General features: G+C 49.6%; 14 protein-coding genes. 3 read left to right on the top strand and 11 right to left on the bottom strand.

Annotated elements, in window-relative coordinates; genetic code table 11:
* Window positions 1–429: 429 nt before the first annotated feature.
* The gene (locus tag BJP58_RS23900; RefSeq protein WP_071221932.1) at window positions 430–1,464 is read right to left on the bottom strand and encodes a lytic polysaccharide monooxygenase; all 1,035 of its coding nucleotides are present in this window, start codon (window positions 1,462–1,464) and stop codon (window positions 430–432) included.
* Between the two features lie 381 nt (window positions 1,465–1,845).
* Window positions 1,846–2,145: a hypothetical protein gene (locus BJP58_RS23895; protein ID WP_071221933.1), complete on the bottom strand. Its 300-nt coding sequence runs from the start codon at window positions 2,143–2,145 to the stop codon at window positions 1,846–1,848.
* A 205-nt stretch (window positions 2,146–2,350) separates the two neighbouring features.
* On the opposite strand from BJP58_RS23895, the gene BJP58_RS23890 reads away from it, so the two are divergent.
* From BJP58_RS23890 to BJP58_RS23880, 3 genes are all read left to right on the top strand, one after another.
* Window positions 2,351–3,766, top strand: coding sequence for an NAD-dependent malic enzyme (locus BJP58_RS23890; protein WP_194540851.1), 1,416 nt, complete (start codon window positions 2,351–2,353; stop codon window positions 3,764–3,766).
* Window positions 3,759–4,364: a class I SAM-dependent methyltransferase gene (locus tag BJP58_RS23885; RefSeq protein WP_194540850.1), complete on the top strand. Its 606-nt coding sequence runs from the start codon at window positions 3,759–3,761 to the stop codon at window positions 4,362–4,364. The genes BJP58_RS23890 and BJP58_RS23885 overlap by 8 nt, the downstream gene beginning before the upstream one ends.
* A gap of 73 nt (window positions 4,365–4,437) precedes the next feature.
* Window positions 4,438–4,953, top strand: coding sequence for a DinB family protein (locus BJP58_RS23880; RefSeq protein WP_194540849.1), 516 nt, complete (start codon window positions 4,438–4,440; stop codon window positions 4,951–4,953).
* Between the two features lie 162 nt (window positions 4,954–5,115).
* Here BJP58_RS23880 and BJP58_RS23875 read toward each other — a convergent pair whose 3' ends face one another.
* The 9 genes from BJP58_RS23875 to BJP58_RS23835 all read right to left on the bottom strand — a co-directional run bounded on the left by BJP58_RS23875 (window position 5,116) and on the right by BJP58_RS23835 (window position 14,455).
* Entirely contained in the window at window positions 5,116–6,045 is a 930-nt protein-coding gene (locus tag BJP58_RS23875) for an anti sigma factor C-terminal domain-containing protein (protein ID WP_233354741.1), read from the bottom strand.
* A gap of 174 nt (window positions 6,046–6,219) precedes the next feature.
* Window positions 6,220–7,638: an alanine/glycine:cation symporter family protein gene (locus BJP58_RS23870; protein ID WP_194540848.1), complete on the bottom strand. Its 1,419-nt coding sequence runs from the start codon at window positions 7,636–7,638 to the stop codon at window positions 6,220–6,222.
* Between the two features lie 283 nt (window positions 7,639–7,921).
* Window positions 7,922–8,692 (bottom strand): MerR family transcriptional regulator, encoded by a 771-nt coding sequence (locus BJP58_RS23865; RefSeq protein WP_194540847.1) that lies wholly within the window; start codon window positions 8,690–8,692, stop codon window positions 7,922–7,924.
* Between the two features lie 156 nt (window positions 8,693–8,848).
* Window positions 8,849–9,622 (bottom strand): hypothetical protein, encoded by a 774-nt coding sequence (locus tag BJP58_RS23860; protein WP_194540846.1) that lies wholly within the window; start codon window positions 9,620–9,622, stop codon window positions 8,849–8,851.
* A 160-nt stretch (window positions 9,623–9,782) separates the two neighbouring features.
* Complete coding sequence (locus BJP58_RS23855; RefSeq protein WP_194540845.1) at window positions 9,783–10,451, bottom strand: hypothetical protein; 669 nt, start codon at window positions 10,449–10,451, stop codon at window positions 9,783–9,785.
* A 286-nt stretch (window positions 10,452–10,737) separates the two neighbouring features.
* The gene (locus BJP58_RS23850) at window positions 10,738–11,931 is read right to left on the bottom strand and encodes an acyl-CoA dehydrogenase family protein (RefSeq protein WP_194540844.1); all 1,194 of its coding nucleotides are present in this window, start codon (window positions 11,929–11,931) and stop codon (window positions 10,738–10,740) included.
* Between the two features lie 111 nt (window positions 11,932–12,042).
* On the bottom strand, window positions 12,043–12,546 hold the full coding sequence (locus tag BJP58_RS23845; protein WP_194545043.1) for a GNAT family N-acetyltransferase: 504 nt from the start codon (window positions 12,544–12,546) through the stop codon (window positions 12,043–12,045).
* Between the two features lie 507 nt (window positions 12,547–13,053).
* Window positions 13,054–13,833: an alpha/beta fold hydrolase gene (locus tag BJP58_RS23840; protein ID WP_194540843.1), complete on the bottom strand. Its 780-nt coding sequence runs from the start codon at window positions 13,831–13,833 to the stop codon at window positions 13,054–13,056.
* Window positions 13,834–13,849: 16 nt separating this feature from the next.
* Window positions 13,850–14,455: a TetR/AcrR family transcriptional regulator gene (locus BJP58_RS23835; protein WP_194540842.1), complete on the bottom strand. Its 606-nt coding sequence runs from the start codon at window positions 14,453–14,455 to the stop codon at window positions 13,850–13,852.
* Between the last annotated feature and the right edge of the window lie 97 nt (window positions 14,456–14,552).

Here is a 14,552-nt window from a genome sequence, read left to right as displayed (position 1 = left end):
ACTCCTAACGGACTCAGAATACCTTATTTCATTGAAAACAGCCCTTTTAGTAACTTTAGCGGACCCAGCGGACCTTATTTGCGGTTTTAGTTGGTATTTGCTCCCGTATTTCTCATAATAGCGGATCTGGAGTCCGGTACATTGTGAAAAATCGGGTTATGATCTTAAATAACGGAACTAGGGTCCGTTAAAGTTGACGAAAGCCATGAAATCATCGAATAAAGACATCGACAGTCAGTGAACCCACAACATTTCGATCGGTAATTTCAAGAGCCACCAGGGACAATACGTAGCCGACGGAAGCTATTTCCTCTACGCATATTAATGGAAGTAACAAAAGGAAATCTCCCCCCACTCTCTCATTCCCTGCCCGGCTGCCTAAAAAAAAGATCCGGCAGTCATAAGACGCCGGATCTCTCACCCTATCGATTAAGGAATGACCTTCCAAACTTCGGCAGATCCAGGAGTTTCGCCTTGAGTCCACCATCTTGCTTCATAGTTCACGCCGTTGTGGCTGACTTTGCTGCCACCTAAATAAACGGCTGTTGCGCTCCATGCCGGATAGGTCGCTGCGCTTCCGGATGTTGATACGGTAAGCGGAGCGGATGCGGATGATTTGCTGCCCGTACTGCTCACGGCGACCACAGTATACGTATAGGACGTTCCTTCGGCTAACCCCGTATTGGTATAGGAGGTTGTTGTGGAAGTACCTACAAGGGATCCGTCACGGTAGATTTCGTAACTGGAAGCACCTGTGGAAGCTGCCCATGCCAAGGAAACACTGTTGTTGGTTTGGGCTGGGGAAGTAAGTCCTGTCGGTGCCGGTACGCCTGGGTTCGGCGTTCCACCACCGCCAAAGTCCACATCGATAACGTTATAGAAAGCGTTAGCTGTGTCAGCTACTTCCCATACCGCCAGAATGACATGGTAACCGGACTTTGCAGGAACGTTACAAGTGGATGCATAGTTTGTCGGAGGTTTTACACCGCCGTAGTTAATGGAGCAGAAAGGCGTCAGATCAAACGAAGCTCTGCTCAAAGGAGCATTTTGATTCCAGCCGTCTTTTGTAATGTAGTATTTCCAGCTTGCCGTCGCATGGTTGGCTGTCAAATGCCATTGGAACGTTGTGGTTCCCGGGGAAATGCTTACTTTGCTCCAGCGAGTTGCGGATTGCTCGTCAAGTTTAGGGAACACGCCGCCTGCACTGGCGATTTTGCCATCGGCAGGGCCTGCGTTCGGCCAGCCTTTAGGAGCTTCCAAGCTTTGAGGCTCATACACGACTGCGCCGCAATCGGTATTTTGCCCCTGCTTACACAGAATGGCGCGGCTGCCTGGGGAATCGACATATCCGTGGGCAGAAGCTTTATCAGCAAATAATACCATGAACAAGGTCATCAACAACATCGTGGAACCGGCAATGATCAGATTCTTGAGCCAAGTTTTGTTCGGCAAACTTAAAGTCATACAATTAATCCTCCTTTAATATAAAAGATAATAAATAAAGCGTTTACACAACCTCCGGCTGCTCGGCCCACCTCCCTTTCTTTGATCCAGTAGTCACCCTCTTAATTTGACTGATAACTTGATTAAACTTGGAAATCTTCCACAACCATCGTCCAAGCTTTACCAGTACTATAATTATTTTAAAGCATATGGAAGCCCTATCCCATAACACTAATCAACGATTTGTTACACATTTCAATGAAATTGGATAAATATGTAACCTGAAATGTTATGAAAACACACGGAAATTGCAGAAAAAAATCACAAAAAAAGCATGCCTCCCCTGGGGGAACCATGCTTTCGTTCCATGCTGTTCTTTCCGTTTTGACCGCGCAACAACTCCTATTCCACGCCGTCCTTAAAGTGCTTCTGATAATGCTTATCCCCTTTATGCTCCAAGTCCTCGATCGTAAGCTCCAGGGTATGAATGATCTGCTCCTTGACCTGATTCAACGTGTCAAAATACACGTTCTCCTCCGATCCTACAATGCGTGTGCCGCTGAGTGCCTGAACGGCCTGGTAGATCCGGTGCTGTTCGGCCAAATCGTCAACGGCTTTCAACGTATGCTTCATCTGAAGGAACAGATCCCTATGATGCTGGGTCGTCAAACGTTTTTCAAGTTCCTCGATTCTGGCATTCATGGCGCTCCCTCCTTCACAATAAGCTGCTTTTGATTATATTTCCCTGACATTTTGCATTTCCAAAAAATCCTTCTTATATATATCACGGTTTCTTTATACTGAAACAGGAAATTGACCACTGCTCAGCGAACTATGATAACGTTAACATTTTGCATAGTTACATACACTGAGAATGTCGAAATCGATCAAACATTTGGAGGTAACAATGGAAAACAACGGACTCGGAGGAAAGAGCATTATCCTCAGACTAGAAATGAATACACAAGAAATCAAATTCGGTCAGGTAGCATCCGCCATATTTGAAGCCGGGGGAGACATGGTCGCTATCGACGTCATTCAGGCGAGCGGCCACATTACCGTACGCGATATTACCATTACGGTCACGGACAGCGTCGATATCGGAAAAATTACAGATGCCGTGAAAAATCTGAAAGGCGTCCGGCTCGTCAACGTTTCGGATCGTACCTTCCTGCTGCATCTCGGCGGCAAGATCGAAACCCAGCCTAAAATTCCGATCCAAAACCGCGATGATCTGTCGCGCGTCTATACGCCAGATGTTGCCCGGGTGTGCGCAGCCATTCAGGAAGACCCGAAAAAAGCCTTTACACTCACGATTAAAAGAAATACGGTGGCCGTCATCTCGGATGGAAGCGCCGTGCTCGGTTTGGGCAATATCGGCCCTTATGCGGCCATGCCGGTGATGGAAGGAAAATCGATGCTCTTCAAACAATTTGCAGGTGTAGACTCCTTCCCGATTTGCCTGGATACCCAGGATACGGAAGAGATCATTTCTTGCATCAAAGCCATGGCACCGGCTTTTGGCGGCATTAACCTGGAGGATATCTCCTCCCCGCGCTGCTTCGAGATCGAACAACGACTGCGGGATGAGCTGGATATTCCCGTATTCCACGATGACCAGCACGGCACAGCGGTCGTTCTGTATGCGGCACTGATCAATGCCCTGAAAATTGTCGGAAAAACAATCGATAAAGTCAGGATCGTTGTGTGCGGAATCGGCGCTGCGGGCGTGGCATGCAGCAAAATCCTCCTGTCGGCCGGTGTCAAGGACATCATTGGCGTAGACCGCGAGGGTGCGCTGGTTGCTGGAAAAGAGTACAGTAATAGTATGTGGCAATGGTACGCAGAGCATACGAATCCGAATAAAGTTGAAGGTTCCCTGCGCGAAGTGATCCAAGGTGCCGACGTGTTTATCGGCCTATCCGCCGGCGGCCTGCTTCGCCGCGAAGACGTACAAGCCATGGCTAAGGATCCGATCGTGTTCGCAATGGCAAACCCTACGCCGGAGATTAAACCGGAAGAAGTCGAGGATATTGTAGGCGTCATTGCAACCGGACGTTCGGATTATCCGAACCAAATTAACAACGTCCTCTGCTTCCCAGGTATTTTCCGTGCTGCCCTGGATTGCAGAGCAACCACGATCAATGAGGAGATGAAACTGGCTGCAGCCGAAGCCATCGCGTCCGCCGTATCGGATGAGGAACGCAACCCGTCGTATATTATTCCAAGCGTATTTAACCAGAACGTCGTGAAAGCCATTCGCGAGCTTGTCGTGAAAGCGGCGATCAAAACCGGCGTCGCCCGGAGAATCCCGCGTGAATAAGCAATTCCTCATTCGGAAGTTCAATAAGCAGGCAGCGATATATGAAAGGAACACCAGACAGCGCAGGCTCGGTGAATGGAGACAGCGGCTGCTTCACGATGTAGAGGGTAGCGTGCTTGAAGTAGCTGTCGGCGCCGGCGCGAACTTCCCCTTCTATCATCGTGACAAGGTGAACGTAACGGCTGTCGACTTCAGTCCCGAGATGTTAAGCTGTGCACGGCGGATGGCCTCCGAGATGGGTATCCGGGCCCATTTCCTAGAGCGGGATATCGAGACGCTGGAGCTGCCGGAACGTTCCTATGATTGTGTTGTATCCACCCTGTCGCTATGCGGCTACGAGGATCCGGTCAAAGCTCTGAATAAAATCAATCGCTGGGCCAAACCCGGCGGCCGCGTTTATTTACTGGAGCATGGCATGAGCACGAACCGGTTCCTAGGCGCTATTCAGCATCTGATCAACCCGGCAGCACGGCGGATATCCGGCTGTCATTATAACAGGGACATGATCCAGATTGCGAATGCCTCGGAACTGAACATCCTGAAGACAGAACGCTATTGGAACGGCATCGTTCATCTGATCTGGGCGCAAGCAACCTGATCCATTCATTCATTTTGACCTGTCGGCATAAATTTTAACGAAGCTCTTATTAATTAATCTGGAGGAACTTGTTATGAACACAAGGCCTGATTCTAATGAATATTTGCCCCTCGCCGAAAAATACGTCTCTCTTGTCCCCGAAGGCCATATTGCTGAAGTTTTGCAGCGGCAGCATGATGAAACGTTACGATCGCTTAGCGATCTGACGGAAGAACAAGCGAATGTTCGCTATGCGGCAGGGAAATGGAGTCTAAAACAGGTGGTCGGACATATCGCCGATGTAGAGCGCTTATGGAACTACCGCATTCTCTACATCGCGCGTGGAGATGCCCGTGAATTCTCGGGGTACGACCGGGAGATTTTTGTCCAAAATTCTCCCTTCAGCCATCTTCCGTTACGGGAAGCCCTCAAGGATTATGCTGCTGTCCGGCAGTCTACCATTACGCTGGTTGGAAGTTTGACGGAGGAAGCGCTGCTTCGCCAGGGCACGTTCAACAATTACCCGCTCTCCGCCCGGGCAGCCGCCTATGTCATTGCCGGTCATGAGCTTCATCACCTGAATATTCTACGGGATAAATATTTAACGTAGTTTATAAGGGGCATCCTTACACGGCATTTGGCCTGAAGGGATGCCCCTTGGCATGCTGCCGATCCACATCGTCTGCCTTCACTTCCTTAAATTTAAAAAGGCCTCAAGCTGAGGCCTTTTTTTCTACCATATTATGTAATGATTCAGCAGAGCATGACTGTCTTAACTCCAATTCCATACCTCGATGCGGCCCAAACGGAATCCCCAGAATTCCGACTCCTCCTTCAGCTTCTCCAGCTCACGCACAGGTCCCGTAACGGTCGCTCCGTAAACTTGAACCCCATTTTTCTTTAAGTAAGCCAGCCGCAGTTTGTCTTCATCCACGCCGTTATATTTGATGTTGTCCGTCATCCATTCAACGTCGGCGATCAGTTGCTGCACATGATCCGTGATCCCGGCATCCAATGAGAAGAAAGTATGCCAGGCAGAAAGAAAATGATTATCGCTAAACTGAACCATGGGTCTTAACGTTAGATGAGGAATCATGTAATCTGCGCCGCTAGAGCTATAAGTACTCAACTTGAAATCCTTCAGTTCGCCTGCAAAAACAGCCATACTGGTTACTTTAACATCATAGTCCGACAAGAGCTTTAAGACCTGCTCCGGCGACTTCAACGTTCGAAGCGAGAAGAATATTTCCGCCACGTTGCCGTCCTCAAGCTTTTCTAACTGATTCATTGCACCATTCTGATGAAGGGAGTCTGTAATCTTCCCACCCTCCAGCAGGGCAGAGTGCAGGTAAAAGGGATTTCTTTCATCCCCGTTCAGATAATGCCCCCGTTCTTCAATGGAATAGGTCAATTCTCCCCATAACCTCTTCTTCGCGTGAAGCTCTCCAACGATTACCTGCCATTCCCCCACATCCCTGTACACTTTCAGCGTTTTCTTCTGGGTGAGGAAGGGCGTCACTTCTACCGAAGACAAGCCGCGCTTATCTACCACAAGTCCACTCTCATGCAATTCAACCGTTGTCATGACAGACCTTAAGAATTTATCGTTCAGGCCGGATTCTTCATGGTAGATGTAGACGGCTGCATAATACACGCCATAAATAAGAAACGCAGCTAACAAAGCATTTATAAGCTGCTTCACCCTTATCTGCCAGGTTATCCGATTCATCACTTCCGTATCCATCTCCTCTCTACCTTCTCATGTAGACAACGGTTTAATCGCGCTAATGTTACGGTAAAATAAGAAAAATCGCTACAGCAGCTGAAGACACGCAGCTACCGTAACGATTCCATATGACGAATATTCTATATTATTTCACTTAGTGAATGGGGCGTTCTGTCCGTCCCAGCACTCCACATCATCAAGCCCTTTGATGCTATCCTTGGTGAAGACAGGATTCAGGCCTGCCCGTTTCTGCTTCATGTAATCTTGAAGCGCGGCAAAGGCCGTTCGGGATAGCAGCGTAATAGCCACAAGATTCACAATCACCATCAATCCCATGAACAGGTCGGCCAAATCCCACACCAGCTTCACGCTGGTAACGGAACCGAAGATAACCATGGCCAGCACAGAAGCTCGATAAACCCATATCCATGCCCGATTCGACTTCAAAAACTCGATATTGGTTTCCCCGTAATAATAATTGCCGATCAGCGTGCTGAACGCAAACAGGAAGACCATAACGGCCAGGAAGTCGGACGCCCATGCCCCCATCTCCATGCCCAGCGCGGCCTGCGTCAGGGCGATTCCATCAAGTCCGGTCTGCTGATAGGCACCGGTAAACAGAATGATGAAGGCGGTGCTTGTACATATGACCAGCGTATCGATCAATACGCCCAGCGCCTGCACCAGCCCTTGCTTGGCTGGATGGCTTGTCGTTGCGGTAGCCGCTGCGTTAGGCGCGCTCCCCATGCCGGCTTCGTTGGAGAACAGCCCTCTTTTGATCCCGTTCATGAGAGCGGCACCGATCGACCCGCCAACAACCTGCTCATAGCCGAACGCGCTTTTGACGATAAGAGTTAAAACTTCCGGCAGCTTGGTGATGTTCGCCAATACGATAAACAGCGCGGCACCGACATACAGGACAGCCAATACCACAACGATCAGCTCCGACATTTTGGCAATCCGCTTCACGCCGCCAAAGATAATAACCGCGAAGATAACCGCCATAATAATGCCGATGGTTAATCGGTCAGTTCCGAATGAATTCTCGAAGGCAATCGTAATCGTATTGGATTGGACCGCATTAAAGACAAGACCGAAGGACAAGGTGATCAGGATCGCAAACAACACGCCCATCCACCGTTTCTTTAATCCTTGCTGCATGTAATAAGCGGGACCGCCGCGATAACCACCCGCCCCATCTTTTACTTTATAGATCTGGGCCAGCGTACTCTCGATAAAACTGGATGCCGAACCGATAAGCGCAATAATCCACATCCAGAATACGGCCCCGGGTCCTCCAAGCGAGATGGCCAGAGCCACCCCGGTTATATTCCCTGTCCCGACACGGGCTGCCATACTGATGGCAAATGCCTGAAAGGGCGAAATGCTTCCCTTCGCTTTGCTCTTGGGTTCGCGGATGACCCGGAACATCTCGCCGATCAGGCGAAATTGCAGAAACTTGGTCCCCACCGTGAAATACAGGCCAACGGCAATCAGCAATACGATGAGCAGCTTAGACCATAAAAAATCATTAAAGATATTGACTACATTCTGTACAATTTGATCCATATTCTACCCTCGCTATAGAAGTCATCACCCATGGTGTAGGTTTTGTGTAAAATAGTCCACGTTTCATCTAACCATTACTTCCCCATCCAATACAAGAGGTTAATTGTGGAAAATGCTGCACCTAACCTGGGCGGTTTCGTCATTTCTTATTCGCGGCGATTCTTTGTTGATCTCAAGGCGGGGATTTTCGGACATTCATATTAAAAAGGACCCTCTCCTCTGCGTGTTAAAGCGCAGGGAAAGGGTCCTGTCCTCATGTCAGGCTGCCTACCTACCAGCCTGTCTATGATGAAGAGTTCATGCCCGTATAGACCAGAATCGCATCGCGGAGGAATACCGCCGTTCCAGGCTGCTTCTCATCGTAATGAGCGGTAAAGCGCTCATCGTCAACATACATCTGGGCGAGACCTGCGTGGGCCTCTTTGCTGTAATCGTTCCAATAATAAGTGAGCCAGCGCTTGTGAAGATCGGCCGCCTTCTGGGCCAGCTCACTGGCAGGATCGCCTTGCTTAAACGCTTCGGCCAGCGTCTCGTACAGCTCATCAGCTAGGCGCGTTATTTCCTCATGCTGTTCTTGCGTCATATTTTTCAGCTGGGCATTGGATTTATTTACAATCTCATCGCCATACTTCTCGCGAATCTCCTTACCGTATTTCTTCTCATTATCATCAATCAGCTTCTGCTTGAATCCTTCAAATTTCTCTTGGTCACTCATGGTTATTCTCCCTTCGGCGGAGGCGATCGTGTTCTCCACATTGGTAATCAGCAAATCCAATTGCCTTCTTTTGTCTAGGAGCTGCGCATGGTGTTCTTGGAGCGCCTTGATTCGGTTGAAGGATGGTGAAGTCATAATCTCTTTGATATCGTCCAATTGAAGCCCGAGCTCCCGGTAAAACAAGATCTGCTGCAATTGATTGACCTCCTCCTGCCCATAGATCCGATATCCCGACGAGTTGATTCTGGCCGGCTTCAGAATACCGATCTCATCGTAATAACGGAGCGTCCGGGTACTTATTCCTGCCAACCTTCCAAGCTTCTGCACCGTGTATTCCATGGTTTCTCACCTCCTGACAACATCAATGTACACCTTTACGTAACGTTAAGGTCAACACGCTGTGCAAAAAAATTTTAAATTTCTTAAACAAAAAAGAAACTGAATGTATTCTCAACAGAATATCATCCAGTCTCCCCTACGATCCACTTCAGTATGTTACTCCGCGTCCGCTTCCGTGTCTGCCGCAGGATCTGCTGCCTCATGAGCGTTCGTATGCTTCTCGTTCACCCACTGCTTCAACGGCTCGGTCATTTGATCCTTCAGCTTCTGAATCAATTGATCCTCCGTAATCCCCTTCGCGGCCGCGATCTCGGCCAGCGACTGCCCTTCCTTCATTTCTGCCTTCAATTCGTCCTCAGATAATCCAAGCAGAGCTGCAAGTTCCTCCGGATTACCGAATGTGCCGAAGCCTCGGCTGCCTTTGCCATGGCCTTTTCCAAAACCGGCTTCGCTGCTCTCCACGATTTGAGTAAGACGGTCGCTCAGCCCCTCTTTCCACTCGGCTGCTTCGGTTTCCGTAATGCTGCCTTCACTCAGGCGTTCATCAATCTTGGCGGTTTCCAGAACGGTCAGCTTCTGCACAAACACGGATTGGGTTATTCCTTTGCCTTCGGCAATTTCAACAAATGTGCTGCCTGCTTCAAGCGCTGTGCGAATCTCTGCCTCCGTGAGCCCAAGAACTTCGGCCGTCTCTTTGACGATGTTTGCGCCGCGAGGACCGCCACCCTTACGTTCCATCCACTTTCCATCTCGGTTCTTGCCTGCATCGGCAGCTGATGAGCCTGTCCCCGTCTGTCCATCCTCGGATACCGAGGTGGAAGCGTCTGTGCTCGTCGCGGCAAAAGCCTTGCTCTGAAGATACCCGGCTCCCCCTAGCACAATCGCTGCTGCCATACTGCTTACTAATACTTTTTTACTAATCGGATTCATCGTCATCTCTCCTTAGGTTCATGGTTTGTCTTACAATTTGAAGTATAGAGAGGGAATCTGAAAGTAAACTTAGGGCAACGTTATGCCAGGCTTAGGCTCAGCTGAAGGTTTGCTGAATGTGACGGTATGCCAACGGGCCTCAGCACATCATAAAAAGCAACTACCGAAAAGACAACGTACGGTAGGAGGCCAGCTTGCGAACCGTCAGCCACAAGGATAAGAGGAGAAGCAGCTCAAATACGTTCGTGGCAGCCGAACTTTCGATCGGAATCGAAATGGCGCTCCCGGCAGCCATCAGCACCGTACCGATAAACAACAGCGGCGTCTTTCTCCTCCGCCATACGATAACGCCTGCCATCAGCAGAGGGATCAGGATCAGGATGACCATGAGCGGCGGCCCCCCGGATTCGGTCGGAACATAACGAAGCGCTCCGTATTCCATGGAAGGCTGGAGCTTAAGCGGCAGCGTCTCCGTCAACACCTCCAGCACAATAAGCGCTGCGGTCAATATCCAGGCTCCCCAAGCGGCAGCCCGCTTGTTGGCCCAAGGGCTTCCTGCCTTGCGGATCATATCGAACGACACGAGCACAAGCAGCGGCGTTGCCAACGCATGCACCCAGAAACGCGTAACGTTCAGCCCCTCCAGCAGATCCCCCTCCCCGATGTATTTCCCGATGCCGATCACGCAATTATCCCAGACCAGTCCGGCCGTCACGATCAGCAGCAAATACCGAAGACCCGGCGAAGAATCACGCTTCAACACCACGCACCCATACAGAAGCAGCGCAGCATATACAACGGCCAAGCCCAAATACAGTACAGAATCCATGGTCCATATCTCCTTTCATCTTAACGCCTGACGATCGGATCTTGATTGACCCTGTTGCAGCACGTACTGATAGGTTTTATACCCGTTAGCCCGCCATCCTAACCCAAGTGTATGTATATGAAGCAGGGGAGACTAACGATGTGGAGATTTTTAATGGAGTCACGAAGAAGATCCTCTATCCAGCGCAAAAAACCGCCGTAGACATCCCTCTCCAGCGGTTTCTATCCATAGATCCTTCACGAATTCATATGCAATCCATGCTTCCCATTCAATCGGATCAAGCGTCTTACTTCCCCTTCTCCTCAACTTCCGAAATAGCCCGGTTGGCCAGATTCGTCAGCACGACATCGTCCATAGGCGGATTATGAAGACCTGCCCGGACATCCCTGTACATTCGTTCCAACGGGAGCTGCCGGGAGAGACTCAATCCTCCAACGATCCGCATCGCATGATCGACAATCCGGAGCGCTGCATTGGTTACAACATATTTGGCAAGACCCAGCTCAGGCTTAAGCGCAGCGCGGTTCTCCACTTCCTTGTCCCAGCGGTCGGCGGTTTGATATAAATAACTGCGGGCCGTAAGCAGGTCCACTTCGATTTCGGCGATATGTCTTTGGATATTCGGCAATTCGGCAATAGGGACCGTCAAGGAGTTCGGTTTATGATGACGGGCAAAATCGATGGCAAAATTGCGCGCGGCATAAGCAATCCCCATATAACATGCCGGTATGTGAAGCAGAATGCCTTCCGTCGGCACGGGAAATTCAGGTTTCTCATAATCGAGTCCCCGAATCACTTCCGCCTCCGGCACGAAGACGTCCTCCAAAATCATGTCATGGCTTCCCGTAGCGCGCATGCCCATCGTATTCCAGGTTTCCTCGACCTTGACCCCGGGTCCACTTCGAACGAGGAATGCACCAACCTTCTCGCTATGCTCGATACCGGCCGTAACCACAAACTGCTTCAAGATCGGGCTTAATGTGCTGAAGGTTTTGCGTCCGGTAATGCGCCAGCCGCCCGAAACTCGCCGTGCCGTGGTCTCCGGCCTCCCACCCCGGCTGGGACTTCCTGTCGCAGGTTCGCTTGCCAGTTCATTAATGAGCACGCCTTCAGCTACAACGTCCTTGCACAGCCTCTCAAATAAAGGTTCCGGCCAAGCCTTGGATAGGCGCAGCTGGAGTATTTGCCCGATATGCCAACCAACCGCCAGCGCCGTAGAGCCGTCGCCTCTGGCGAGTCGTTCCTGGGCAAGCACCATTTCGTAAACGGAAGCTTCTTCTCCTCCATAGGATGCCGGGACGGTCAGCTTCAGATAACCCGACTCCTTCAGATCATCAAAATTTTCGAACGGAAACGAACCCTCCAAATCGTGCCGTGGAGCTCTTTCCGCGAATTTCGCCCCAAGCTTATCGGACCGAGCTGCGATCATGGCTTCGCGTTCATTACGTATGAATGGATCTGTGGAACCGGATCGATTCAAGTTCGTCCCCTCCTTGCTATCCCTTGTATTCCGATGGATATATACTTAAAATTGTAGCAACCCTATTTGGGGGTGTCAATGAAGGAGGGCGCCGATCGCCGCTCCCCCCCTTTAGTTCGGATATATCCAGTGTATGATTTCCGAATCCTCGTGACTCTTCTGGAATCCCAGTTTAAGCAAAACATGCTGAGAAGCCGCATTTCCGGGTTCGCATCTAGCGATGATGGATTTGACGTCCCGCTGCCCCGAAGCCCAATCCAACAGTTTCTGCGCCGCTTCATGACAGTAACCTTGTCGCTGATGGCTTGGATTGGTCGCAAAGCCGATTTCGATTCTGCCCTCCGGATCAGGATCTCCCAAGAATCCGATGCCGCCGACAATATCGCGCGTGGCCTTGTCTACCATAATCCATGAATCAAACCCCCGCGTACCCTTATTCTTGACCAACAACTCCCGGAAAAAAGGCAATGCCTCATAAAAGTCGGTGCCCGGCCATTCGCCGTTACTGTGGTATCCTAAATCCTCGAATGCCTTCGGATCCCGGCGCGATGCCGCGTCAATCAAATCCAAATCCAATGTTTTAAGCAGCAAACGTTTTGTTTCCAGTTCCATGATGTGTTCACCTGTCCTTCTTAACATTTATTTTTATTAGAAAACATAAACAGGCGGAAAATGAACTTGAGTCATTCTCCGCCTTTATATGAAGTCTATATGCTAATTGCATCCATAAGAAAAACATCAATCAACGCACTTCATAGATGACAGACCGCGTTTAGATGAAGTTTTCTTGCGATTATCGAATGGTTCAGCTTAGCTGAAAACTTACAAATTCAATAATCTAATAAAAAATCCGCGCTGCAGAAGCAACGCGGATTCAAGACGCAAATAGGATAGCCTACCCAAGGCTTCCTTGATCTCCGCAGTTCTTAACTCCTCCATATCCGGCTGAAGAATGCACCTTGAACGAAACCTAGCCAATGGCGGCTATGTCAGGCGTTCCTCAGAACCTATAGGTTCAAACAAAGTTAAGAACAATAAATCTCTCCTTAAAGTAGGTTTTACATATTGTACCTATGACCAGATGAGCGCGTCAAGCTGTAAAGCCCCCTTCTGGTCATAAGACTACATCGCGTTCTCCTTCAGAAATGAAGTGATGGATTCATTCACTTCATCCGGATTATCCATATTCGTTGCATGGTGAGCGTTCCGGATGATTCTTAATCGCGAATTCGCCATTTTCTCCTGCATGTACGCCTGCTGCCTTCGGATCATCGTGTCGCTCTCTCCTTGAAGAAGCAAGGTCGGACAATGGATCTTATGCAGATCCTGCGTGCTGTCCATTCGGGTCACTGCATCCCATATCCGAACCCAGTTGGAATGCGGGATGGAGCAAAAGGCTTTCTCTATATAAGCTTGGTTACTCTTGTTGTACTTGGACAGCATTTTCGCTTGCCATTTTCCCGATAAGGACATCGGCATCAAGTAACTTGACCAGCGATTCAGCGGCACGAACATTCGCTCATACCAATTGAACGCATTCGTGAACGGCGTGCCGATCAGTACCAGGGCTGCAACCTTCTCAGGATAGCGAACGGCCGTCTGCAGCGAAATATGCCCGCCCAGGGACAGCCCGCAAAGAATCGCTTTTTCAATGCCCAGTCCGCTTAGCAGATCCGCCAAATCCCTGCTGAAATCCTCCGAATCCACCTTTCCGTCCGGCAAGGAAGAGGAACCATGCCCCCGGATATCCCATACCAAGGTCTGATACTGACGTGAGAAATAATCGACTTGCGGCCGCCATTGTTCATGATTCCATGAGGCACCATGCGTAAAAACAAGCGGCTTTCCTTCTCCCTTTACTTCATAGTACAGATCGACTTCCCTTCCTTTGAAAATCGGCATATATCCATCCTCCTTGCTATATTTGAAAAGATTGCGTACCGACATTCCGTAACGGAGCAAATATCACCTGAAAGCACTCATCAAACAGTTCCTCCAACGTTCGGTTTGACTCTTTAATCCAGATCATCATAGCCCCGCTGATGGCGGCTTGCAGTACCCGGCTAACCATAGCCACGTCGCATTCTGCGATTTCTTTGTTCGTAATCGCCTGGCTCAGCAACTGCCGGGTAAACGCATCGATCAGTTGCAGTCGGTACCGGGTTTTCTCCATCAAATCGGGGTCATTCGTCCCTTCTAAATAGAAGGAAGTATGGTTCGACAATTCAACAGGATCTTTCATATGGGAAACCGCATGCATAAATACGGCCTTTAGTGCATCAAGTCTCGATTGATCGGATAGGCTAGCCTCCTGGAAGGCATGTCTGGTTAGTTCAATAACATAATCGCTATAGGCCAGAAACAAATTCTTCTTCGAACCGAATCGCTTCATTAAGGCTGCCGGTGAAATATTCACTTCATGTGTGATGTCGGTTAATGCTGCTTGTCCGTATCCTTTTTTGGACAGTGCCCGGTAGACACCGTAGAAGATAGCCTCATCTTGAAATTCGCGAGGTCTTACCATGCGTAATCTCCTCCCCATAGTTAGTGAATGATCATTTACTAACTATTGTTTCATAAACTTTCTCGAGTGTAAACCGTGAAATGCCTGGAGATGAACT

The sequence above is a fragment of the Paenibacillus sp. JZ16 genome (genome assembly GCF_015326965.1).
Taxonomy (GTDB): Bacteria; Bacillota; Bacilli; order Paenibacillales; family Paenibacillaceae; genus Paenibacillus_AQ.
Note: the sequence above shows the minus strand (reverse complement) of the source record. Positions and strands in the feature narration are given on the sequence as shown.